Annotated in this window: 21 protein-coding genes, 1 tRNA gene and 1 pseudogene; 11 read left to right on the top strand and 12 right to left on the bottom strand. The window is 58.2% G+C overall.

Annotation, left to right across the window (positions count from 1 at the left end; genetic code table 11):
- Positions 1-2: 2 nt before the first annotated feature.
- The gene (locus ACXAEW_RS13615; RefSeq protein ID WP_474941833.1) at positions 3-1,421 is read right to left on the bottom strand and encodes a protein adenylyltransferase SelO; all 1,419 of its coding nucleotides are present in this window, start codon (positions 1,419-1,421) and stop codon (positions 3-5) included.
- 52 nt (positions 1,422-1,473) lie between these two features.
- Here ACXAEW_RS13615 and ACXAEW_RS13610 point away from each other — a divergent pair, with 52 nt between their 5' ends.
- Positions 1,474-1,890 (top strand): cupin domain-containing protein, encoded by a 417-nt coding sequence (locus ACXAEW_RS13610; protein WP_474941832.1) that lies wholly within the window; start codon positions 1,474-1,476, stop codon positions 1,888-1,890.
- 185 nt (positions 1,891-2,075) lie between these two features.
- On the opposite strand, the gene ACXAEW_RS13605 is transcribed toward ACXAEW_RS13610, so the two are convergent.
- Entirely contained in the window at positions 2,076-3,191 is a 1,116-nt protein-coding gene (locus ACXAEW_RS13605) for an anhydro-N-acetylmuramic acid kinase (protein ID WP_474941831.1), read from the bottom strand.
- A gap of 162 nt (positions 3,192-3,353) precedes the next feature.
- Here ACXAEW_RS13605 and tyrS point away from each other — a divergent pair, with 162 nt between their 5' ends.
- A complete protein-coding gene (gene tyrS / locus ACXAEW_RS13600) occupies positions 3,354-4,607 on the top strand; it encodes a tyrosine--tRNA ligase (protein ID WP_474941830.1) in 1,254 nt (417 codons plus the stop codon).
- Between the two features lie 250 nt (positions 4,608-4,857).
- Positions 4,858-5,796 carry a GNAT family N-acetyltransferase gene (locus tag ACXAEW_RS13595; RefSeq protein WP_474941829.1) on the top strand — a complete coding sequence of 313 codons (939 nt, stop codon included), beginning with the start codon at positions 4,858-4,860 and terminating at the stop codon, positions 5,794-5,796.
- A 107-nt stretch (positions 5,797-5,903) separates the two neighbouring features.
- Here the strand turns inward: ACXAEW_RS13595 and ACXAEW_RS13590 are convergent, their stop codons facing one another.
- The 3 genes from ACXAEW_RS13590 to ACXAEW_RS13580 all read right to left on the bottom strand — a co-directional run bounded on the left by ACXAEW_RS13590 (position 5,904) and on the right by ACXAEW_RS13580 (position 9,126).
- Positions 5,904-7,712: an ABC-F family ATP-binding cassette domain-containing protein gene (locus ACXAEW_RS13590; protein WP_474941828.1), complete on the bottom strand. Its 1,809-nt coding sequence runs from the start codon at positions 7,710-7,712 to the stop codon at positions 5,904-5,906.
- A gap of 70 nt (positions 7,713-7,782) precedes the next feature.
- Positions 7,783-8,523 (bottom strand): GNAT family N-acetyltransferase, encoded by a 741-nt coding sequence (locus ACXAEW_RS13585; protein WP_474941827.1) that lies wholly within the window; start codon positions 8,521-8,523, stop codon positions 7,783-7,785.
- Positions 8,524-8,640: 117 nt separating this feature from the next.
- The gene (locus ACXAEW_RS13580) at positions 8,641-9,126 is read right to left on the bottom strand and encodes an outer membrane protein assembly factor BamE (protein ID WP_474941826.1); all 486 of its coding nucleotides are present in this window, start codon (positions 9,124-9,126) and stop codon (positions 8,641-8,643) included.
- A gap of 87 nt (positions 9,127-9,213) precedes the next feature.
- On the opposite strand from ACXAEW_RS13580, the gene ACXAEW_RS13575 reads away from it, so the two are divergent.
- From ACXAEW_RS13575 to ACXAEW_RS13540, 8 genes and pseudogenes are all read left to right on the top strand, one after another.
- Positions 9,214-9,750: a YceD family protein gene (locus ACXAEW_RS13575; protein WP_474941825.1), complete on the top strand. Its 537-nt coding sequence runs from the start codon at positions 9,214-9,216 to the stop codon at positions 9,748-9,750.
- Positions 9,751-9,966: 216 nt separating this feature from the next.
- Complete coding sequence (gene rpmF, locus ACXAEW_RS13570) at positions 9,967-10,173, top strand: 50S ribosomal protein L32 (RefSeq protein WP_474941824.1); 207 nt, start codon at positions 9,967-9,969, stop codon at positions 10,171-10,173.
- Between the two features lie 34 nt (positions 10,174-10,207).
- On the top strand, positions 10,208-11,311 hold the full coding sequence (gene plsX, locus ACXAEW_RS13565) for a phosphate acyltransferase PlsX (RefSeq protein WP_474941823.1): 1,104 nt from the start codon (positions 10,208-10,210) through the stop codon (positions 11,309-11,311).
- A 24-nt stretch (positions 11,312-11,335) separates the two neighbouring features.
- On the top strand, positions 11,336-12,307 hold the full coding sequence (locus ACXAEW_RS13560) for a beta-ketoacyl-ACP synthase III (RefSeq protein WP_474941822.1): 972 nt from the start codon (positions 11,336-11,338) through the stop codon (positions 12,305-12,307).
- Between the two features lie 93 nt (positions 12,308-12,400).
- Entirely contained in the window at positions 12,401-12,703 is a 303-nt protein-coding gene (gene ihfA / locus ACXAEW_RS13555; RefSeq protein ID WP_474941821.1) for an integration host factor subunit alpha, read from the top strand.
- 17 nt (positions 12,704-12,720) lie between these two features.
- A pseudogene (locus tag ACXAEW_RS13550) lies at positions 12,721-12,964 on the top strand (MerR family transcriptional regulator); the annotation flags it as partial.
- 2,548 nt (positions 12,965-15,512) lie between these two features.
- Positions 15,513-15,589, top strand: a tRNA-Pro gene (locus tag ACXAEW_RS13545).
- A 136-nt stretch (positions 15,590-15,725) separates the two neighbouring features.
- Positions 15,726-16,817 (top strand): 2'-deoxycytidine 5'-triphosphate deaminase, encoded by a 1,092-nt coding sequence (locus ACXAEW_RS13540; RefSeq protein ID WP_474941820.1) that lies wholly within the window; start codon positions 15,726-15,728, stop codon positions 16,815-16,817.
- Positions 16,818-16,826: 9 nt separating this feature from the next.
- Here the strand turns inward: ACXAEW_RS13540 and ACXAEW_RS13535 are convergent, their stop codons facing one another.
- From ACXAEW_RS13535 to ACXAEW_RS13505, 7 genes are all read right to left on the bottom strand, one after another.
- Entirely contained in the window at positions 16,827-17,030 is a 204-nt protein-coding gene (locus ACXAEW_RS13535; protein ID WP_474941819.1) for a hypothetical protein, read from the bottom strand.
- A 52-nt stretch (positions 17,031-17,082) separates the two neighbouring features.
- Positions 17,083-17,811, bottom strand: a complete 729-nt coding sequence (gene scpB, locus ACXAEW_RS13530) for an SMC-Scp complex subunit ScpB (protein ID WP_474941818.1) — start codon at positions 17,809-17,811, stop codon at positions 17,083-17,085.
- Positions 17,811-18,605: a segregation and condensation protein A gene (locus ACXAEW_RS13525; RefSeq protein ID WP_474941817.1), complete on the bottom strand. Its 795-nt coding sequence runs from the start codon at positions 18,603-18,605 to the stop codon at positions 17,811-17,813. Before ACXAEW_RS13525 ends, scpB begins: the two co-directional genes overlap by 1 nt.
- The gene (gene nagZ / locus ACXAEW_RS13520) at positions 18,598-19,605 is read right to left on the bottom strand and encodes a beta-N-acetylhexosaminidase (RefSeq protein ID WP_474941816.1); all 1,008 of its coding nucleotides are present in this window, start codon (positions 19,603-19,605) and stop codon (positions 18,598-18,600) included. Before nagZ ends, ACXAEW_RS13525 begins: the two co-directional genes overlap by 8 nt.
- Entirely contained in the window at positions 19,602-20,795 is a 1,194-nt protein-coding gene (locus tag ACXAEW_RS13515; RefSeq protein ID WP_474941815.1) for an SPOR domain-containing protein, read from the bottom strand. Before ACXAEW_RS13515 ends, nagZ begins: the two co-directional genes overlap by 4 nt.
- 109 nt (positions 20,796-20,904) lie before the next feature.
- Positions 20,905-22,650, bottom strand: coding sequence for an arginine--tRNA ligase (argS, locus tag ACXAEW_RS13510; protein WP_474941814.1), 1,746 nt, complete (start codon positions 22,648-22,650; stop codon positions 20,905-20,907).
- A gap of 101 nt (positions 22,651-22,751) precedes the next feature.
- Positions 22,752-23,915 (bottom strand): deoxyguanosinetriphosphate triphosphohydrolase, encoded by a 1,164-nt coding sequence (locus tag ACXAEW_RS13505; protein WP_474941813.1) that lies wholly within the window; start codon positions 23,913-23,915, stop codon positions 22,752-22,754.
- Between the last annotated feature and the right edge of the window lie 41 nt (positions 23,916-23,956).

Raw genomic sequence — 23,956 nt, 5'->3', positions numbered from 1 at the left:
TCTCAGGTCCCGCAAAACGTGGCCTGGACCACTTCGGTGTCCAGCGGAGGCCGCGTCAGATCCCTGTCTTCGTCCTGCAGGTTGAACGGAGTCGAGAGCACCCTGTTCAGACGGTCAAATGGTTCAAAGTCCCCCTCGACTGCTGCCGTGATCATCTGCTCGATCCGGTGATTGCGCGGGACAACAACAGGATTGGTGGCCTGCATGACGGAAATGGGATCCGCTTCGCGCGCCAGACGCGCGCGCCATTCGCCCTCCCATTGGTCAAAGGCTTCGGGCTCTGAGAACTGATCCCGTGCCCCCCCATCAGAGAGCGCACGGAATGTATTGGTGAAATCCGCTTGCCCTGCGGTCATACGGTCCTGCAAGCTCGCGATCAGGGCTTGGTCGCCCTCCTCTGCCGTTGCAAGGCCGATTTTGGCGCGGAAGGTTTCGACCCAGGCATCTTGCAAGAGCTTCGGCATGGCATGGACGATCTCTGTTGCCTCCTCTACGGCAGCTTCGGGGTCGTCCATCTGTTGCAACAGTGCCGTGGCCAGCTGTGCAAGGTTCCAGACAATGATCTGCGGCTGATTCGCATAGGCATAGCGCCCCATGCGATCAATCGACGAGAACACCTGGTTCGGGTGGAACACATCCATAAAAGCGCAAGGGCCATAGTCGATAGTTTCCCCCGCGATTGAGCAATTGTCCGTGTTCATTACCCCATGAATAAAGCCAACGCCCATCCACCCCGCAATCAGCTGCACCTGACGGTCCCGCACGGCCCTGAGCAGTCCCATGGGGCCCTGGGCCTCCGGGTAGTGGCGATCAATGGCATATTGCGTCAGAGCTTTCAGCGCGTCGGTCTGCCCACGCACAGCAAATATCTGAAAGCTCCCCACCCGAAGATGACTTTGTGCCACCCGCGTTAGAACCGCACCGGGCAGGCCGCGATCCCGCCACACCGTCTCACCCGTTTCAACAGCCGCCAAGGCCCGGGTAGTGGGGATACCCAGGGCGTGCATTGCCTCGGATACCACATATTCCCGCAAGACCGGCCCCAACCAGGCGCGCCCGTCCCCCTGACGTGAAAACGGCGTACGACCGGACCCTTTGAGCTGGATGTCGCGGCGGATACCATCAATTCCGACAACCTCCCCCAAGAGGATCGCGCGCCCATCTCCTAGCTGCGGATTATACGTGCCAAACTGATGTCCACTGTAAAGCTGCGCCAAAGGGTCTGCACCGGTGGGCACATCACTTCCGCCAAAGGCCCGCGCCATTTCCCCCGCATCACCCGCTGTGATCTTGAGGAGTTGCGCAAGCACACCGTTAAAGGCACGCAGCCGCGGGGCCTCAACCGGCTCCGGCGCAAGCTTTGAATAAAAGACCGGATCAAGGCCTGCGAAAGTGTTGTCAAATGGGATGGTGAGTGTCATGGCGCAAAGATATGCAATGCACGCAGGAATACCAGAGGCAATGGAGCACCAGATGACCGCAGATGAGATTATCGCAAAACTGGACCTGACCCGCCATCCCGAGGGCGGCTGGTATCGCCAGACTTGGGTTGCAGAAAACGAAGGTCGCCCCTCCGGGACATGTATCTATTTCCTGCTCAAGGCCGGGGAGAGCAGCCACTGGCACCGGGTAGATGCGGTTGAAATATGGCTTTATCACGCTGGAGCGCCTCTGGTTCTGTCCTTGGCCGCGGATGAGAACGGCCCAGCCCAGGATATCCTTTTGTCCCCGGATCTGGCCAAAGGCGCTCCGCAGGTGATCGTACCCAAAGATCATTGGCAGGCGGCGCGTACAACCGGCGAATGGACCCTGGTCAGCTGCACCGTCAGCCCCGGGTTTCAGTTTGAAGGATTTGAACTGGCTGCGCCTGCATTTGACATCCCACGCTAGACCAAAGGGTCGCAGACCTCACATCTGTAGAGGTATTTCGCTTAAGGCCCTGCCTGAAGCGACCCGCGCGCCGCCGCCCTTTGGGCGGCGGCGCGCTTGGCCCAACGGGACCCGGGGCTTTGCAAAAGCACCCTGGGACGGGCGGGAGCCATTTGCGGGCGGAGACCGAAACGTCCGCTCTCTTTCTACTCTTCGTCTGTCGGAATGCTCAAAATTCCTCCGCCGACGCAGGCGCTGACACCTGTTGTTCCCGGGGCAGAGGTTGGTAACCCCCGGGCAACCCTTACGGCCAAATAGGCAAAGGCCTGTGCTTCCAGCATATCTCCGTCAAGACCAACCGCTTCTACCGGCTCCACCGCGCACTCCAGCGAAACGCGTAACATCTCCATCAAGACAGGATTATGCCGCCCGCCCCCGGTGACCAGCACCTGTGCGGGGGCTTCGGGGCAATGGCTCATCCCTTCGGCCACACCAGCCGCACACATAGCCGTCAGCGTAGCTGCCGCATCCGCGTCTTTCAGCTCTCGTACCAGAGCCACCATCTCGGCGAAGTCATTGCGATCCAGAGATTTTGGCGGCATACGAGAGAAGTAAGGCTCAGCCAGAAAGAGCTCAAGCGCACCGGTTTCCACTGTCCCGGATTGCGCAACCTCTCCGCCTTTGTCCATCGGCTGCCCCAAACGCTCCATCATGAGATCGTTTACAGGCGCATTGGCTGGCCCTGTATCAAAAGCCAGAAGGGCACCGGGATCTTCGGGGCGATCAAAGCGCGGATCCACATAGGTCAGATTGCCAACGCCGCCGAGATTGAGGAAACAGACCGGCGCATCCGCCTTGATGTATTTTGCACAGGCAAAGTGAAAAAATGGCGCCAGGGGCGCACCTTCTCCGCCCATCGCCACATCATCAGATCGGAAATCCCAGACCACCGGTTTGCAAAGCACCTCTGCCAAGGCTGCTCCATCGCCGACCTGCAATGTGCCCTGAAGACGCGGCGCATGGGCCAAAGTCTGACCATGAAATCCGATCAGATCCACCGCGTCAAACGCAGCAAGAACCTCTTGATGGGCCGCATCAACAACCTTGCATGCGGCATCCACCTCTGGCCCGGACCATTTCCCGAGCGCGGCCCGAAGAACGGCCTGCTCTGCTTCTTCATAGGGACGAAAGGCTGTTTGACCAAATCCTTCAATCCGCATGCCATCGGTGACAATTTCTGCCGCATCAACACCGTCCAAAGACGTGCCGCTCATCGCGCCGACGGCCCGGACCATGCCGGTTTTCGAAATTCTCTGCCCCATCTGCGACCTCTTATTCAAAGCCATTGTGCCTCCAGCGCATCCACGCCGCTGGTTTCTTTGTTTTCCGACAGACTACAGCGAGAAGTTTCGCAGGAAAATAGGTTCCCACTCCCCCAATTGCGCTTTATACAGCCCCTCGCAATTCCATAGCCGAGGCATATCATGACCTATCATCCCAAATCGGAGTTCATCGCAACCATGATGGAACGCGGGTTCCTTGCGGACTGCACCGATTATCAGGGCCTGGATGAGGCGCTGGTGAACGGTACCGTGACGGCCTACATCGGTTATGATGCCACCGCGCAGTCGCTCCATGTGGGCCATCTGCTGAACATCATGATGCTGCGCTGGCTGCAGAAAACCGGCCATCGCCCCATCACGCTGATGGGCGGCGGCACCACAAAGGTGGGCGACCCCTCTTTCCGTTCGGATGAGCGCCCGCTGCTGGGCCCGGAGCAGATCGACGCCAATATCAACGGGATGAAGCAGGTATTTGCAAAATACCTCTCCTATGGCGACGGTGCATCGGACGCGCTGATGCTCAACAACGCGGAATGGCTGGACAATCTGAACTATTTGGAGTTCCTGCGTGACATCGGTCGACATTTCTCGGTCAACCGGATGCTGTCTTTTGAAAGCGTCAAGTCCCGCCTGGACCGCGAACAATCGCTGTCGTTCCTTGAATTCAACTACATGATCCTGCAGGCCTATGACTTCCTTGAGCTGAACCGTCGCTATGGCTGTGTTCTGCAGATGGGGGGCTCGGACCAATGGGGCAATATCGTTAACGGCATCGACCTGACCCGCCGGGTTCTGGAAAACGAGATTTATGGCCTCACCTCCCCGTTGTTGACCACATCCGACGGGCGCAAGATGGGCAAGTCTCAGGGCGGCGCGGTCTGGCTGAACGGCGACATGCTGAGCCCTTATGAATTCTGGCAGTTCTGGCGCAATACCACTGACGCCGACGTCGGACGTTTCCTGAAGCTCTATACCGAGCTGCCGGTCGAGGAATGCAACCGCCTCGGAGCCCTGCAAGGGTCAGAAATCAACGAAGGCAAGGTGATTCTGGCGCGCGAGGTTACAACATTGCTGCATGGCGCTGACGCCGCTGCGGCAGCCGAAGCAACCGCGCGTGAAGTCTTTGAAAAAGGCGGCATTGGCGACGATCTGCCCACCCTGTCCCTAAGCGCGGCGGACCTCGGAGACGGCATTTCCATCGTGCAGTTGATTGTCAAATCAGGCCTCGCAAAAACCGGCAAGGAAGCCAAGCGCCTGATCGCCGAAAACGGCGCCAAGCTGGATGATCAACCCTTGACCGATGGCGGTCTGATGATTGACGCGGCGGCGCTGTCCTCTCCGATCAAACTGAGCGCAGGAAAGAAACGCCACGCTCTGGTACAACTTCAGGGCTGAGGCATTGGACGCAAACAAGGTTAGAACAGGGGCGCAGAGCATGCGCCCCTTTTTCGTGCCTTAGGGTTACAACACAAACAGATCCAAAAGCGTCAGAATGACGAACACCGGCACAGATAATAAAATCGCGATCACAAAAGCCGCGGTTTTTGTCATGCGTGAACAGGGCGCTTCGATCCCGTATACTTTAATTCGATTTCTCATGGCTCCATTAACCATCATTTAGGTTTCACCGGAGTTAATACGGCGTATGTTTGACACCCGTCCCGCCGAGCTCATGCCGCATGACAGCCAAGCCAACGCCGACACGAATGCCAACGCGCGCGCGTTGCCGCAATCCCAGGAATTTGCCAAGGCCCTCCGGATCAGTGGGCAAAACCCGATGCAACTGGACCGCATGCAGAACATGTTGGTTCTGCGGCGCAAGATCTTTGGACGGATGCCTGTTGCGATGATCAATCGTGCAGAGCTGCAAGACCCCTCTCTGCTGTTTAAAATCCTGCAGGAAGAAGGGCTGCGACGCACGCCGGTTCTGCTGTCCCCGGAACGCCCTACGCCAGAGCTTGCCCGTCTTGGTGCTCTGCCGCTGATGACACCTGTTTCGGTTGCAGTTCTCTCCCTTGCGGGAACATCGGCGGACCGTCGGGGGCGGCTTCGACAAAAATGGCGCAACCGCCTCTGCGTGGCGGAACGCTCTGACCTTCGGGTTACGCGTCAAAACCAGCCGCTTGATGCGGATCACTGGCTCCTGCGTGCGGACAAGGCACTTCAGAAAACCCGCGGATACCAAAGCTGGCCAATCGGGCTGACTCTGGCGTATGCCAAGGCAAACCCCGGTCGGGCCAAACTGTTTCAGGCACATCTGGGAAAAGAGGTGGTCGCCGGCATTCTGGTTCTGACCCACGCCGCCCGCGCTACCTACCACGTTGCACATAGCAGTCATCTGGGCAAAACACTGAATGCCCATAACCTGTTGGTGTGGAACGCACTGGAATGGCTGGCTGCGAAAAGGATCTCTACGTTCGACCTTGGGGTGATCAACACCGAGGATGCAGAAGGTCTGGCCCGTTTCAAACTGGGTACCGGCGCAGATGTGCAAAAGCTGGGCGGCACCTGGGTCTACTGGCCACCTTTGGGGCGCAGTTTTGCCCCGCTTGCATCGCTCGACCTCAATCTCATGCGAGCCTGAGAGGTCTGAGGTCACAGCCGCTACAAACGACCCGCGCCGCGCCCTTTGGGCGCGGCGCGGGTCGTTTCGGGCATCGCCCGAAGCGAAAAACCTCTCTGCGACCGGACTTATTCAGCCGCCTTCTCTTCCAGAATCAGCCACTCTTCCTCAGCAGCCGCCAATTTCTCCTGACGTTCCACAAGGGCTTCGGTGGCCTTCTTGAACTTGATCGGCTCACGCGTGAACAGCTCCGGGTCCGCCATCAGCTCTTCCAGTTTGGTGATCTCTTTCTCGAGACGCTCAATCTCTGCTGGCAAAGCTTCAAGCCGGTGCCTTTCCTTAAAACTCAAGCCCCCTTCGGCCTTGGCCTCAGCCTTTGGCTTGGTCTTTGAGACTTTGGGTTTGGCAACCACTTCCACGGCCTCATCCGGCTGGCGCTGCGCAAGGTAGTCGCTCCATCCGCCCGCATAAACCGTCGCCTTACCATTGCCCTCCATTGCGATAGTGGTTGTCGCCACCCGGTCCAGAAAATCCCGGTCGTGGCTGACCAGAAGGACAGTCCCATCATAGGCGTCCAGCAGCTCTTGCAGAAGATCCAGCGTTTCCACATCCAGATCGTTGGTGGGTTCGTCCAACACCAGAAGGTTCGAGTTGCGCGCCATCAGACGGGCCAGCAACAAGCGGGCCTTCTCACCGCCGGAAAGGGACCGCACCGGTGCGCGCACCTGCCGTTCATCGAACAGGAATTCCTTGAGATATCCAACCACATGTTTGGGCTGGCCACGCACCATTACCTGATCCGCTTTACCTGAAATCCGCATGGACGGATCTGAAGTCAGGTTTTCCCACAGGCTAAGATCCCCGTCCAATTGATCACGGGTCTGGTCGAACAGAGCAATTTCCAGATTGGTTCCCAACTTTACCTGACCAGCGTCGGGGTCTTCCATCCCCAGAAGCATCTTCAACAGCGTGGTTTTGCCCACCCCGTTGGGTCCGACAAAGGCCACGCGATCGCTGCGCTGAACCTTCAGATCGAAATTCGACAGAATCACTTTATCGCCGAACGACTTTGCGAGACCTTCAGCCTCAATAACCTTACGGCCGGATTTGGGTCCGCTTTCCAATGCCAGCTCCGCCGCGCCCTGCCGTTTGATCTGAGAGGCCCGTTCCGCCTTCAGGTCCTGCAAGGCACGCACCCGCCCCATATTACGTTTGCGACGCGCACTGATTCCCTCGACAGCCCAGCGGCTTTCTGACTTGATCAGACGGTTGAGCTTGTGTCGGGCCTGATCTTCTTCGTCCCAGATCTTGTCACGCCAAGCCTCGAATTCGGCGAAACCTTTTTCCTGACGCCTGACCTGACCGCGATCCACCCAGAGGGTTGCACGGGTCAGAGCATTCAAAAATGCGCGGTCGTGTGAGATCAGAACAAACCCCGCGCGGGTTGAGGACAGCTCATCCTCAAGCCACTGAATCGCGGATATATCAAGGTGGTTGGTCGGCTCATCCAGCAACATCAGATCAGGGGCTTCAGCCATCAGCTTGGCCAGCGCTGCACGGCGACGTTCGCCACCAGACGCGGTCTCTACCGCCCGGGCCGGGTCAAATTTCAGCCCTTCCCCTGCCCTCTCGACCTTGTACATCTCTCCGGGTTCCAGCCCGCTGGCGGCAAAATCCCCAAGGGTGGCAAACCCCTCCATCTTGGGGTCCTGCTCCATATAGCCGACCGATTTTCCCGGCGGCACCACAATGGAACCCGTGTCGGCCTCAACCAGGCCAGCCATGACTTTCATCAAGGTTGATTTGCCCGATCCGTTGCGCCCGACAAGGGCCACCCGGTCACCGGGTTGAACCACCAGATCAAGGTCGGAAAAGATAGGATCACCCCCAAAGGTGAGAGAGATCCCGTTCATCTGAAGAAGAGGAATACGTGCCATGTCAGCCAGCTAAACCGCTGGCCACATTACGTCAACGTTCACGCATCCATCTTTTGTGGAAATGCTGGGCTCAACCGGCGACCGCACGTAGCAAACGTTTGCGAGATGCAGGAATCGCACCGATCTCCAAACCGGTGAACACATGGAGCGTGTTCATATGGGAATCGACCACAGCGTGATCACTGACCCAGCCTCCCATCAGCAGATATGTCCGCAACAAGGGCGGCATCCGAAGCATGGCTTTCTTTGCATCCGGCTTCCGCCGCAACCGGGCCGCAAATTTGAACACATTGGGCGCCTTGACCCGCGGCAACCAGCGTTTCGGAGCCAGATGGCGGTGTTTCAGCATAGCAAAAGCATCCAGATAATCCTGGGTTTCCGTCCCCGCAAAAGAGGAGCACCCAAACAGCATCTGGATATTATTCTGGTCGACAAAGGCGGTCATTGCGCCCCAGGCAACACGCAGAATATCCGCGTCATTGCAGGACGGATGGATGCAGAAACGCCCCATTTCGACCATACGACCTTCGAAGGTCTGGAGCGCAGAAAGATCATAGAACTGTGCCGAATAGCTATTTGGAACCTCTGTTCCACCACCCAACATCAGCATGCGGAAGCAGCACACCAACATGCCGGACCGGGTATCCTCGACCAGAACATGCGCGCAGCTCGGGTCAAAGTCGTCCTGATCCACCTCAGACGTGTGAAAGCAAAGTGTTCGCAAGGCCTGAGCCGCGGCGATATCCGCCTCGGAAGATGCCAGTCGGGCACGATAGCGCCCTTTGCTCAGCAACAGATCAGTTTCAGACATGCTGTCACCCCACCTCATCGGGTCATTTCATCGGAGTTGGCGTCCGCACCTTTTGCGTCCCGTTTACATAGGCTCCGTGACAGTCAAATGAAGGCCTTCCGGCGATATGAGCCGAAATCAATTGTCGTCGATAAAGTTACCCGGACCAAAGTTACCCAAGTTACCCAACAGCTGACGCAGGAAGGTTTTGTCTTCGATGCTTGAGCTTGTGACACGACGTTGCAAAGGAATGACCCGGCCATCTTCAAGTCCAAAACGTTGGACCCCTGTGACAGTGCCGCCTTCGTTGAAGTTGATGGCAACCAGCTCGCGCGAGATCGTTTTGGGCTCGAGCCCGCCGCGCTGACGAATGACGGAAGACACATAGTAATAGCCGCTTTCGTTCAAAACGCCCGACGCGGAAGGAACACCAATGGTCTCGGCCACCGAATCCTTGGTATCGATTCCGGGAACGATGTCCGCCAAATCACCTTCGCTGGGCACGTATCCGTGCTTGCGATCAATGGGGCTGCAGGCTGCAACCACTGCGAAGGCAAACGCCAGCGCTGTTCCCTTCAGAGCTGCCTTGATAGTGTTGCTCTGCTTAAAAAGACCTGCGCGCATGTACCGATAACCCTCTCTGGCTTGAACCCGGCTCTGAACCCGATTACCTAAACCAAAGCCCCGGTTCAAGAAATGAAAGAGTTCTTAATGTCACAAAGCGCTATCTTCCGCGTATCCGACCTGGATCAGAACGCGCCCACGGCCTTTGATTTACGCCCGGAGGCCGAAGCGCTGGCGAAACTTGCCACGGAATTTGGCGTCGAAGATCTACGCAAGGTGCGCTTTGCCGGTGAGATCCGCGCCCGTGGTCGCCGCGACTGGGAACTGAAAGCCACATTGGGGGCGACCATCGGACAAACCTGTGTTGTGTCGCTTGAGCCGATGAACACGCGGGTGGACGAACCTGTTCATCGTATCTTCCTGGCTGACCTGCCCACGCCCGAGGGCGCTGAGGTGGAGATGCCCGAGGATGACAGGTATGAACAACTTGGCCCCGAGATCGACATCTTCGCGCTCATGGCCGAAGCTCTGGCTTTGGTGATTCCAGAGTTTCCTCGCAAGGACGGTGCGGAACTCGGCGAAGCGGTATTTGCCGAACCTGGCGTCACACCTATGCGGGATGAAGACACCAAACCCTTTGCAGGGCTGGCCGCTTTGAAAGATGCGCTCAAGAAAGACGATTAAATTATCGCGGGCGTGCATTTTTAAGTGGAAGAGTTTTCCCGCCTGACCTAAAAACCGCTTGCGCTATTGAAGATTCTGAGTATTTTCGCGCGCTCATCGGATTTATCGTTGGACATCGGACAGGCTGCGGCCTAAACGCACGTCACACCGATTGAACACGGAACACGAAACGCGCCGCGGGCATGCCCCAAGGCCCCAATGTACAAAGGTTGAGACATGGCCGTCCAACAGAACAAAGTATCCAAATCGCGCCGCAACAACCGCCGCGCGCACGATGCACTGGTTGCTGCAAACCCGAACGAGTGCCAGAACTGTGGCGAACTGAAGCGTCCGCATCACGTTTGCCCGTCTTGCGGTCACTACGACGACAAAGAAGTTGTTGCACAAGCTAACGAAATCGATCTGGACGAAGACGCGGCCTAAGCCGTCTTCCATTTGACGTCAGGCAGGCCTTCGGATGACCGGTACCACCGCTTCCCGTCAGGATAAGTCTGACCGCATTACCATTTCGGTTGACGCCATGGGCGGAGATGCCGGTCCCTCAGTCGTGGTGGCCGGCATTGCCAAATCCGCGAAGAAGAACCCGAAGATCGGGTTCATTCTTCACGGCCCAAAAGATCAGCTTGATCCGCTTGTTGCCCGTCGCCGTATTCTGCGCGATCGGGTCGAAATTCGTGACTGCCAGGGTGTGGTCACGATGGAAGACAAGCCCAGTCAGGTAATGCGTAATGGCAAAGGCACGTCCATGTGGTCGACACTGGACTGTGTTCGCAACGGCGAGGCGGACGGTGCCGTGTCCTGTGGCAACACAGGCGCTCTAATGGCGCTTAGCATGCTGAGATTGCGCAAGTTACCGGGCATCAATCGCCCGGCAATTGCGATTCTCTGGCCGTCCCGCAACCCACAGGGGTTTAACGTGATGCTCGACGTTGGCGCCGATGTGCGGGCCGATGCCGGTGATCTGTTGCAATTTGCCTTGATGGGCGTGTCCTACACGCGCAATTCGATGGACATCGCCCTTCCGCGCGTTGGCCTGTTAAATGTGGGCACCGAAGAGCACAAAGGCCGCGCCGAGCTGAAAGAAGCCTACAGTCTGATCAGTGACAGTGCTGAAGCGGCGAATTTCGAATTTGTGGGGTTTGTCGAGGGCAGCGATATTCCCGGTGACATCGCGGATGTCATCGTCACCGACGGCTTCACCGGCAATGTCGCCATCAAGACAGGCGAAGGCACTGCAAGCCTTATTCGCACCGCGCTGCGGGAAGCATTTGAATACTCTCTGCTGTCCCGGTTTGCGGCAGTGCTGGCCCTGACCTCCCTCAAGCGCCTCTCCAAACGGATAGACCCGCGCCGGGTAAACGGCGGTGTTTTCCTTGGCTTGAACGGAACCGTTGTAAAATCCCATGGCGGCGCAGACGCCACCAGTGTATCTGCAGCCGTGAAGCTGGCATTCCGACTGGCAGAGCACGGTTTTGCACAAAAACTGGCCGCGCGGGTTGCATCCGCCGGGGAGCTTACCCAAGATGGGTCCGCCACAGTCAAGACTGGCGCACCCGAATAGACGACACATAAAAGGCAGGCACAGATGACGCGACGCGCAGTGGTTATCGGAACCGGACATTATCTCCCCGAACGCGTGGTCGAAAATGCCGAATTTGAAGACAAGCTGGACACCACCGATGAGTGGATTCGTACCCGCTCTGGAATTGAGCGCCGCCATTTTGCCGCCGACGATGAAACCACCTCTGAGCTGGCCACCAAAGCGGCGCTGGCCGCGCTGAAGGATGCTGGCCTTGACGGGTCGGATGTGGACGCCATAGTTCTTGCAACCTCCACCGCCGATCTCACTTTTCCTTCAGCCGCAACCATGGTTCAGGCCGCCATTGGGATGACCCGCGGCTTTGCATTTGACGTTCAAGCGGTCTGTGCCGGTTTTGTTTATGCCCTCAGCAATGCAAATGCGCTTATTGTTTCAGGACAGGCAAGCCGCGTTCTGGTCATCGGCGCAGAGACGTTTAGCCGCATTATGGACTGGAGTGATCGCTCCACCTGCGTGCTGTTTGGCGATGGCGCCGGTGCTGTGCTTCTGGAAGCGCAGGAACAACCTGGAACCAATAGGGACCGGGGTATCCTGTCGACGGATCTCAACTCGGATGGTCGCTACAAGGATCTCCTTTATGTGGATGGCGGTGTTGGAACGCGCACCACCGGTTATCTGCGCATGCAGGGCAACCAAGTCTTCCGCCATGCCGTTGAAAAGCTTGCGAAAACCGCTCATACCGCGTTAGATCGCGCAGGGTTGAGCGCCGATGATGTGGACTGGATTGTCCCGCATCAGGCCAACATCCGCATCATCCAGGGCACCGCAAAAAAGATGGGCCTGCCAATGGAAAAGGTGGTAGTGACGGTTCAGGATCACGGCAACACATCTGCCGCATCCATTCCGCTGGCGCTGTCAGCCGGCAAAGAACGCGGCCAGATCAAAGAAGGTGATTTGGTCGTTACAGAAGCCATCGGAGGCGGTCTGGCATGGGGGTCAGTGGTGTTGCGCTGGTAAAGCGAACTTGCGTGTAAGATTTTATAAGCAATTCATTGATATTGACAGGTAAAATCTCTGCACCCTATGTTTTTGAAAACAACGGGGACTGGAATGAGCGAGAAAACACTTACACGTATGGATTTGAGCGAGGCTGTCTTTCGCGAGGTTGGCCTTTCACGAAACGAAAGCGCACAGTTGGTGGAAAGCATGTTGCAACACATGTCGGATGCTTTGGTGCGCGGAGAACAGGTTAAGATCTCCTCCTTTGGTACGTTCAGCGTCCGGGACAAGTCCGCGCGTGTCGGACGCAACCCGAAAACAGGTGAAGAAGTGCCGATCCAGCCGCGTCGGGTACTGACCTTCCGACCGTCTCACCTGATGAAGGACCGCGTAGCAGAGGGCAACCGTAAGTAACAACGGGACCCGAACGAATGTCTAAATCACCAGATGCCTTCCGCACCATTAGCGAAGTTGCGGATTGGCTGGCGGTCCAAGCGCATGTGCTGCGCTTTTGGGAAAGCAAGTTTCCTCAATTGAAGCCAGTAAAACGGGCGGGTGGTCGCAGGTACTACCGTCCGGCTGATATGCTATTGCTTGGGGGCATTCGATACCTGCTGCATGACGAGGGCATGGCAATCAAGGATGTGCAGGCCCTTTTGCGGGAAAAGGGGGCGGCGCATATTTCAGCCAAGTCGCACCCGCTTGACGAGCCGTTCACTCCAGGCGCTGCCGGTGATCCAAACGGAGCACAAAAAAGCGCAGAGGAAGACACCTCAGCACCGCAAACACCGGACGTTCAAGCGGACGTTATGGAAGCGGCACCGGAACCGGCGGCGGATCTCGCTAAGCCTCCAGAAAGCGTTCTGGCGGATCAAACCGCTGCTCCTGCGGCAGCCGCTCCCGCAGTCCACACATCGCCAGCGGCGGTGCAACCTGTCGGGCAAGTTACGACTGCGCCAGTAGCACCAGTGGCTGCCCCGGAGGCACCTGTCATGGCTTCTCCGGCGGCGGCGGTTGGTCCGGTTGCAGCAGGTGTTCATCAACCGCAAGCACCGGCAGTGCAAACCAATCAGCCAGTGCCAACCAGCTTCTCCCCTGCTGCCGGGGCACCGTCGGCTAATGACCCCACGGGTTCGGTTTCTCCAGCGCCCCCAACCGCAGCAGCCCCGGCACCAGTTCCCACACCTGCTCCAGCTCCCACTCCTGCGCCAGCTCCTTCAACTGCGCCAGCTCCTTCAACTGCGCCTGAAAGCTCGGGCCAGACCGCGCTGGATCTTGGCCCGGTCGCGAGCCCACCGCAGGAAAACCCAACTGAAAAGGCCGAGCGTTTGCAGTCTGCGCTCACCGGATCTGCGGTGCAAACGCACACTGCAGCACCGGCTCCATCCCCAAGCACAGGAGCCCAGCCCGGCCTTTGGGATACGGCTGCTCCTCAGGACCAGAGCGCTGTTCCCCAAACACCCGCTGCTGCGACACCAACACCGATAGAGACACCCGGCGTGGTGCACGCGCCAGAAGTTGCCCCCCCTGCAATGGTGGAAACACCTGCACCGGTAGAGACGCCATCGACAGCAGCACCGGCAATGGCGGAAATACCTGCAGCGGTACAAACGCCAGCGACTGCAGCACCGACAACGATGGAAGCATCTGCTGCGATGCAAGCGCCTACAGCTGCCCCCCCTGCGCCAGCTGACAAGAGCTTTGAACAGGATTTTGCCCCGCAGACCTCAGCAGCTGCAACGCCGACGCCTCAACCAGCGGCAGCCGTTCCAACTGCGCCGAATCCGGTTTCAGCAATCACCGACCTGCCAGAAACTCAGGAAACTGAGGCACCTGCGCACCCTGCCCCTGAAGGCTTGGTGGATGCCCCCGCGGCTCCCGCAGGAGTAGCGGCCGATACCTTCGCCCCAATGACCGAAGCCGCCGATGAAAATGTAACTGCGGCACAAGACACGAACCTGACCACCGACACGCTTGCCGAAATACCCGTGTCCGCGGCGCCAGTCTATGAAACGCCAGGTGTCGAATCTGAAACCTCTTCTCCTGAAGTTGAGACAGTAGAACAGCCGTCTTTTGACACGGCTCCCGCGACGTTTGCCGCGCCTGAGACACCCGTATCTCCGCAGCCAGTTCCTCCACAACCGCTTGCTGCGCCAGCTGTACATGCTGCCCCAACCGAAGAGGTCACGGTCAGCCACGCCACGCCTGCGCCAGCACCTCATACCGCGGCGGCGCCAGCCCAGGTTGAGGCACCTGCAGAGACAGCGAGCCATCCATCAGCTCCTGCTGCCGCTCCGCAGCCGATTGCAAGCCCGCAGCCAGCAGCCGCGCCTGTGCAGGACCCCGTTTCTGTGGCCGATATTGTTGAAGAGGGTGCAGACGGGCTTTCATCCGGTGAGAATCAGGTGGAGCAAATTCCTGCGGCTGAGCCTGCAGTCGAGCTACCGGTCACAATTTCTCAACCACACCCTCCCGCAGAGCCAGAAGCCGATTCGGCTCCTTCGGGCTGGGTGACCGGCGAAGTACAGCCAGAGGACGCACCCGCACCTGAGATTGAGCATGTTGCATATGCTCAGGAGTCAACTCCCCCCGCCTTGCCGGAGGCTGGATTTACCCCTGCCCCAAATCTGCCGGAAGACTCACCAGCCGATCTTCTGCCCGCAACTTCTGCGTCAGAACCGAACGCGGGGCTGACACCACCTCCCGTCGAACCGACAGCGCCTGAGCCGTCGATTCCCTTTGTAGACGACAGCGATGCGCCCTATGTGGCGGTCCCGCCTGCCGACACGCAGAATATGGACGTCTCCCATTTTGCGGCGGCAGCGGACCACAGCAGTGTTGAGGAAGAGCTCGTTTCCACGCCGGATGCAGCAACCGAAGGTCTGGTGGATGAATCGATCACAACTGTCCAGCTTGCTATCGCGGATTCAGATGTCACCGAAGGGACCTTGGCCCCCACAGAAATAGAAGAGGCTGAACCTGCGCGTCCGCGGGTCATCGAAGTTTTGGATTTCGACCCACAGATTGCAGCTGCCTCGGTACCAAGCATGCTGTTGCGCGCGGCAAAGCTCTCTGAAATTCCCACGCAAAATCAGCAAGCTATCGCTGAGTGCATTGCGGATCTGCATACGCTTGTGCAACGGGCATAAATTTAGGCCAAGATGGAAGAAAAATGGTTTTCCCTCTTGCCCCTGCCGTCAGAACCAGTAGAAAGCTCCCTCATCGGGCTATGGCGCAGCCTGGTAGCGCGTCCGTCTGGGGGACGGAAGGTCGCAGGTTCGAGTCCTGCTAGCCCGACCAAACAACCCCGCAAAAACGCCTGGGTGGCTCTCACCCGGGCGTTTTGTGCATCTGGGCTCCGGATGCCGGACCCTTGGCCAAGAATGGCAGAACGTATGACGGGGACACAGCGTCCCTTGAGCCGGAGGACAGGATCATGACCACTGAAACCACAGGCGTTTTGCCGTGTCAGGACATTCAGATGATGCTGGATGCCGGCGAAATCCAACTGGACCGCCCGGCAGCCGAAGGACAGATTCAACCTGCAAGCCTGGACCTGCGCCTTGGCACTGTGGCCTACCGCGTGCGCGCATCGTTCCTTGCTGGCCAGACGCAATCCGTCCGCAAGCGGCTGGACGAGTTTGAGATGCATCAGATCGACCTCGAAGGCGGGGCCGTCTTGGAAAAGGGCTGCGTCTATGTGGTGCCTCTGATGGAGCGGCTGGCGCTGCCCGATGACATTTCGGCCGTGGCCAATGCAAAGTCATCCACTGGTCGGTTGGACCTTTTGACCCGGACCATTACCGATGGCGGGGAAGAGTTCGACCGGATCAAACCGGGCTACTCTGGCCCGCTGTATGCGGAAATCTGCCCGCGTTCTTTCTCGGTTCTGGTGCGGCCAGGTATGCGGTTGAACCAGATTCGCTTCCGCCGGGGACAAGCCGTTCTGCCCGACGCCGAACTGCGTGCTCTGCATGCCGAGGCTCCGCTGGTGGACGGACTGGCCGTCATCGAAGACGGTCTGGGCTTTTCAGTAGATTTAAAACTCCCCGGCACCGACCTTGTTGGATATCGCGCCAAACCCCATACCAGTGTGATCGATCTGGATCGGATCGGTGTCTATGATCCCAAAGAGTATTGGGAAGAAGTCCGCAGCGACAATGGCCGCATCATTCTGGATCCCGGTGCGTTCTACATTCTGGTGAGCCGCGAAGCCGTCCACATCCCACCGGCCTACGCTGCTGAGATGGCGCCCTATCTGGCGATGGTTGGTGAGTTCCGCGTGCATTATGCGGGTTTCTTTGATCCCGGTTTTGGTCACGCCGCCGCCGGGGGCACCGGCTCACGCGGTGTTCTGGAGGTCCGTTGCCACGAAGCGCCTTTTGTGCTGGAGCATGGTCAGATCGTCGGACGGCTGGTCTACGAGAAAATGGCGGCCGTACCGGACCAGCTTTATGGCGCCGGGATTGCCTCAAACTATCAGGGCCAGGGGCTGAAACTTTCGAAACACTTCCGCACGCCTGGCTGATCGCTCGGCCTAGGAGTTTGAATTGCGCTTGGCACGCCGTGCCTGGCGCATGGCACGTATACGCTCGCGTTCTGCACGCTCCTCGTCGCTCATCTGCCGTTTGCCGCCTTTGGGCTGATCGCTCATCGCGCGAAAGCCTGCGTCAACGCCGCGGTTTACCAGCCGTCCGATCACCCGGCGCAGAATCATATTGATCAACCAATTTGCATTCATCGCCTTGGCTCCCTTGTTCGCCTACGCCTTGTGACACAGGATTACGAAGATATTAGGGCGTCTGCTCTTTGTCAGCCGAGTCCGCCGCCGGTTTGGCGGCATCTTCTTCTGGGAACAGCTCTGCCTGTTCCTCTTCCGGCTCATCCTCATCGTCCCGCCCACCAAGAGGCAGCGCACCCGGTGGAGGACGACTTTCCAGAAGGCCGGCCGAGCGCAATTCTTTTAGGCCCGGCAAATCACGGGCGCTTTCAAGGCCGAAGTGATCCAGAAAATGCGGCGTCACCACAAAGGTCACCGGGCGCCCCGGTGTCATCTTGCGGCGGCCCAGTCGGATCCACTCCATATCCAGAAGCTGATCGATGGTACCACGCGCCACCGAAACACCGCGAATCTCTTCGATTTCAGCGCGGGTGATCGGCTGATGATAGGCGACAATTGCTAGCGTCTCGATCGCGGCACGGGACAGTTTACGTTGTTCAACCGTCTCACGCTCCATCAGGAAGCCCAGATCAGGGGCGGTGCGAATGGCCCAGGCCTCTCCGACGCGGACCACACGGACACCACGCCCTTCATAGCGGCTGCGCAAATGCGCGACGGCCTCTGCCGGATTGCAGCCATGGGGCATACGGGACGCCAGTTCGCGCAGTGTCACCGGTTCGGCGCTGGCAAACAAAACGGCCTCGACCATACGCTCCTGTTCAGCCATCGGCGGCGCGTCAAAAAGCGTATCTGTGTCCAGCTGTTCGGGTTTTTCAGCCGTGTTCTGGGCTTGGATGTCCATTATTCACCTTCGTTCAGGCTGCGCAGTTTGATTGGTGCAAAGATGTCGCCTTGCCGCAACTCCAGCTTCCCTTCCTTGGCCAGCTGCAACGCAGCCGCAAAGGTGGCCGCTGTGGCCGAGCGCCGTTTGACAGGATCGCTGTGCCACCCATCCGGCAAATAGCTGATCATATCCGTCCAATCACCGGTAAAACCGATCAGGCTGCGCATACGTTCCAACGCCTGCTCCATGGTATAGACCGACTCGCGGTCCATCACGAAGGGGCGAAAATCATCTTTTGTACGGATCCGGGCATAGGCCTGCATCAAATCCAACAGGTTGGCGGAATAGGTCACGGATTTGACACGGGTCACACCTTCGCACATGCCCCGGACAAAGAAATTCCGTCCACGTTGATCCCGCGCCAGAAGCTGTGCAGCGCAATCCCGCATGGCCTGCAACCGTTCAAGCTGGAAAGCCAGATGGGCGGCCAGCTCTTCACCGGAGGGACCGTCTTCGGTTGGATCAGGCGGCAACAGCAGCCGGGATTTCAAAAAGGCAAGCCACGCCGCCATCACAAGATAGTCCGCCGCCAGCTCGATCCGAAGCTCTTTGGCACGTTCGACAAAGGTCAGGTACTGCCGCGCGAGCTCCAGAACAGAGATCCGGCGCAAGTCCACCTTTTGCGTGCGCGACAGCATCAAAAGAGCATCGAGCGGCCCTTCAAAGCCGTCGACGTCAACAATCAACGCTTCAGCCGCAAGCCGATCTTCGACCGATTGCGTATTTTCGGAAAAAAGCGTATTTTCAGCCATATACCTGTCCGCTCATGAGAGCGGATAGTTCGTCCTCTGCGGCGGAAATGTCAAGCGGCTGAGGCATCTTTCGCATCGCCAATGCGGCGGAGGCCCGCCGCTGCGCGTCCTGCGTCATTTCACCCGCAGCTTCGGCCACCGCAGTTCGGTCTGCGAGATTCGCATTACACAGCAAAACCACATCGCATCCTGCGGCAAGGGACCCACGCGTAATGTCCTCATAGGATCCCGACAGCGCCTTCATCGAGATATCATCGGTCATCAGAAGCCCATCAAACTCCATCTCGGACCGGATCATGTCTATCAATTTGGGAGACAGTGTCGCAGGCAGGCTGTCTATAGCCTCAAAGACCACATGAGCGGTCATAGCCATTGGCAGGTCATTCAACGCCTTGAAGGCTGCAAAATCCTGTACCGAAAGCTCGGCCTGTGACGCCGAAACGAGGGGGAGATCCAGATGGCTGTCGGACACTGCCCGGCCGTGGCCCGGTATGTGTTTCAGAACCGGAAGCACGCCGCCGTCCAGATGGCCATCGGAAACTGCACGCGCAAAGGCCACCACTGTATCCAGCGTCTCACCATAGCAGCGGTTCTTCAAGAACGGATGGGTATCAGGCGTTGCAACATCGGCAATGGGTGCGCAATTGCTGTCGATGCCCAAGCTTCGCAGCTCATGCGCAATCAGGCGGTAACGCAGGTACATCGCGCGTGCCGCCCCTGCTCCGGCTTGTGTCACATGGTCCAGCGGCGCTTGCCAGTCCCGCGCAAGCGGCGACCGCAGCCGTTGTACACGGCCACCTTCCTGATCAATGGTGATCAGGCAATCGTGGCCTGCAGCTTCCCGGAAATCATCGCACAGCGCGCGCACCTGGTCTGCCGACTCAATATTGCGGGCAAACAGGATGAAACCAAAGGGTTTGGTATCGGCAAAAAGGGCTTTTTCCTCGGCTGTCAGGCGGAGCCCTTCAGCATCAAGAATTGCAGCCCCGAACCGTGTCATCGGGTGGTCACCGGAATACAATCCGCGCTGCCAGCCACCAGAGCCGCACAGAAACGACGTGCGTCAGACAGATCGGCAAAGCCCATGGCCCGCAGGCGGAAGAACGTGCGACCGCCGCTTTCGGCCCGTTGGATAACCCGTTGCTTTCCTGACAGATAGTCTGAGAATTGCGCAGAGATCCGACCCCATTCCGCCTCGGCAACTTCCACGCTTTCATAGGCTCCTAGCTGGGCCAGACGCGTGCCAGACGGCAGACTCGCCGGATCCACATCAATTGCCGACGTATCCACAGCCGCAGGGGACACAGACGTCAGGCTGGCGCGGGACAGGCTGGATGGGCGCGCAGCCGGGCGCAGTGACACGCGCACACCGGGGGCGTCAAAAACCGCAGATGCGACAACCGGTTCGATCTGGCTCAGCGGCTCAGGCGGAACAATGGCAGGTGCAAGGGCTGCAACTTCAGTTCTGGACCCCGCCGCATTTGTAGGTGTAATTGGATCGACACCATCGGTCAGCTGCGCAACCAGCGCATCAATATCAGAGCTTTGAACACCCTGGGTCACTTGGGTCGCAGGCTGGCTCGGTTCGACGTCAGCCAACGCCAGGTTAAGGTTCACCGGCGTGTGCAGCGTTTCAATCTCGCTCAGCTGGGCAAAGGTTTTGTCGTCTTCGCTCAGATCCAGTTCAGGTGGCGCAAGGGTCAGGCGATCTGCAGGAGCTTCGGCAATACCTGTGGCCGCAACCGCATTGACAGCAAGGCCTTGGTTGTCCGCAGGACGCCCGCCCGGTTCGGAGGGTGAAACCCGCAACGGCCCTTCGGCAGCGCGCACAACAGGGATCCCGGTCACATCCCGCGTGATCAGGTTATAGCCCCAGTAGCCTACGCCGATGGTCAATGCGATCGAGGCAACCCCGCCAATTATCCCCAGAGTACGGGTCCAGTCCCGTTTTGCTGCGGGCGGGACATAATCCTGCCCGGCAGCGTTCGGAGCAAATCCGTTGCTCGGCGTTGCATATAAATTGTTGTCATATGCAGACTGCGCATATGTTTCAGTCCCAGGGCCGCTATAGCCGGAATGGCCAGCGCCGTTAGACTGTTGATAAGAAGAACCGCTTTGAGACGGTTCCTGCTTTTGGAATCCGCCTTGGGAATAGGCCTGGTGCGCACCGGCCTGCGTAAAATACGCCATATCCGCCTCTCTGCCCACGCGCACACGAATGAATCGCGTGCGACGGGTCTCTTTTGAACTCTGCCTCAGTCCAGCGGTAGCGTTTATTGGTTGCGAATTTGTTTTCGCTTTATCGCATTTCTTCCGCCGGTTTCACGCCAAGAATACCAAGCCCAGCAGAAATGACAACGGAAACGGCGCGCGCCAGCGCCAAATTTGCATGTGTTGCCGATTGGTCGCCATCCGTAACAAAACGTAAATTTTGGTTTGTTTTGCCAAGGTGATAAAGGCCGTGCAGTTCTGACGCCAGATCATACAGATAGAAGGCAACCCGGTGCGGTTCATTGGTACGCGCCGCGATTTCGACCAGACGCGGCCACTCTGACAGTTTTTTGACAACTGCCAACTGCGCAGGATCCGCAATCAGCGTCAGATCCGCCGAAGACAGGACTTCATCAGAGACGTCGACATTCTGCTCTGCGGCTTTACGCAGCGTCGAACAAATCCGGGCATTTGCATATTGCACATAGAAGACCGGATTATCCTTGGACTGCTCAAGCGCCTTGTCGAGATCAAAGTCAAAGCCTTGGTCGTTCTTGCGCGTCAGCAGCATGAACCGGGTCACATCCGCGCCCACAGCATCCACAACATCGCGCAGGGTCACAAAGGTCCCTGCCCGTTTGGACATTTTGAACTCGGCCCCGTCTTTGAACAGTTTGACCAACTGGCAGAGCTTGATGTCCAGCGGCACTTTGCCATCAGACAGCGCGGACACAGCTGCTTTCATCCGTTTGACATAGCCACCGTGATCGGCGCCAAAGACGTCGATCAGCTCATCAAAACCACGAGAAACCTTGTCGTAGTGATAGGCGATATCCGGCGCGAAATAGGTCCAGGCCCCATCCGATTTCATCACGGCCCGGTCCACATCATCACCATGGTCGGTGGATTTGAACAGCGTCTGCTCGCGCGGTTCCCAATCGTCAGGCTTCTTCCCCTTGGGAGGTTCAAGAACGCCGCGATAGATCAGGCCTTTTTTCTTCAGCTCTTCCAGCGCAGCTTCAATACGACCAGTGCCATAGAGCGACTTCTCGGAATAGAAGACGTCCATCTCGATGCCCAGGAGTGCGAGATCCTCACGGATCATCTCCATCATGGCATCCGTTGCAAAAAGGCGAATTTCGTCGAGCCAATACTGCTCACCCTTGTCGATGAACTGATCGCCGTATTTTGTTTTCAGAGCTTCACCAACGGGTTTCAGGTAATCGGCAGGATAGGTCCCATCAGGGAATTCGACCGTCTGACCGTGGGCTTCCAGATACCGCAGATAGGCGGAGCGCGCCAAGACATCAACCTGAGCGCCGCCATCGTTGATGTAGTATTCGCGCGTGACATCATAGCCTGCAAAATCCAGCAGGCTGGACAGCGCATCGCCAAAGACAGCACCACGGGTGTGGCCCACATGGAGCGGGCCGGTGGGATTGGCGGATACGTATTCCACATTGACACGCTTGCCCTGCCCCATGGTCGAGCGGCCATAATCGATCCCCCCAGCGAGGACCTTGCCCAGAACACCTTGCCAGACGCCGTCCGCCAGACGCAGGTTCAAAAATCCGGGCCCCGCAACCGAGGCTTCGGTGATGCGTGCGTCTTCACCCAGTTTGGCAGCCAGCGCATCCGCAATGTCACGCGGTTTCATTTTGGCTGGCTTGGCCAGCACCATCGCGGCGTTGGTCGCCATATCCCCATGCGCCGCATCGCGCGGCGGCTCTACCGCGACATTGGCAAAGTCGAGCCCTGCGGGCAGAGCCCCGTCCGCCACCATGGCGTTTAGGTTTTCGATCACAAGCGAATGAATATCGGTAAAGAGGTTCATATCCGGCGTCCTATTGTTCACTCCAGCGGATACCCACGCCCCGGCACAGGGTCAAGCTCTCCCATGTGATTTGATCATCTCCGGCGGCTACAAACCGGGATCTAAAGCGGTGAGGACGCCGCGCGGTCAGGAAAAATCTGCGCATGCAGTTGCAGAGCAAACCGGTCCGTCATCCCAGCAATATAATCAGACACCAGGCGCACGCGTGACAACTGGTCCGGGCAGGCTTGAATTTCAGGATGCCAGCGCGCGGGCATCTCCATCGGGTTTTCCAGATAATGCGTGAAGAGATCCTCGACCACTGTTGCCACATGACGGCGCACAACCATCACCGACGGCGCACGGTACATACGGGTGAACAAGAATGCGCGGATCATTTTCAAATCCTGCCACAGCGCATCCGAGAAAGCGACCACAGGGCGGCCAAGACCACGGACATCCTCGACGCTCTCGGCACCCGCATTGTCCAAATTTGCGCGCGTGGTGTCGATCACGTCAGAAACCAGCACCCCAAAAACCCGCCGCAGCGTCTCGTGGCGACGTCGGGTTGTATCCAGACCGGGGTATTTGCGATCCACTTCGGCAAAGGCATCGCGGATGATAGGCAGCGTCGAGATGTCCTCATCCGTAAAAAGACCTGCCCGCAGTCCATCGTGCAGGTCGTGATTGTTATAAGCGATGTCATCGGCAAGGGCCGCCACCTGGGCTTCGGTGCTGGCATGGGTCTCCAGCTCCAGATCCATATCTGCATTGCAGGCCGCCAGCGCCCAAGGCAGCGCGCCCACCACCGGACCATTATGTTTGGCAATGGCCTCCAGAGTTTCCCAGGTCAGATTCAGACCGTCAAACTCCGCATAGTGTTTTTCCAGCAAAGTGACGATACGAATGGCCTGAGCGTTGTGGTCAAATCCCCCAAAGGGCTCCATCAGCGCGTGCAACGCATCTTCACCCGTATGACCAAAGGGCGTATGCCCCAGATCATGGGCCAATGCGACGGCTTCCGTCAGCTCCTGGTTCACCCCCAACGCGCCGGCGATGGTGCGGGCAACCTGTGCAACTTCGATCGAATGGGTCAGCCGCGTGCGATAGTTGTCCCCTTCGTGCTCCACAAAGACCTGCGTCTTGTGTTTGAGCCTGCGAAAGGCGCTGGCGTGAATAATTCGGTCACGATCACGTTGAAAAGGAGAACGGAAGCTGCTTTCTTCTTCAAAGATGCGGCGTCCCCGGGTACGATCCGGCATGGTAGCGTAAGGCGCGTAGGTCAATGATCTTTTCCTTGAAGTAATCTTGTCGCCTAGCCTGCACC

It is taken from the genome of Epibacterium sp. ABZ3_068 (genome assembly GCF_056159265.1).
This window is presented reverse-complemented; position numbering and strand designations above follow the sequence as displayed.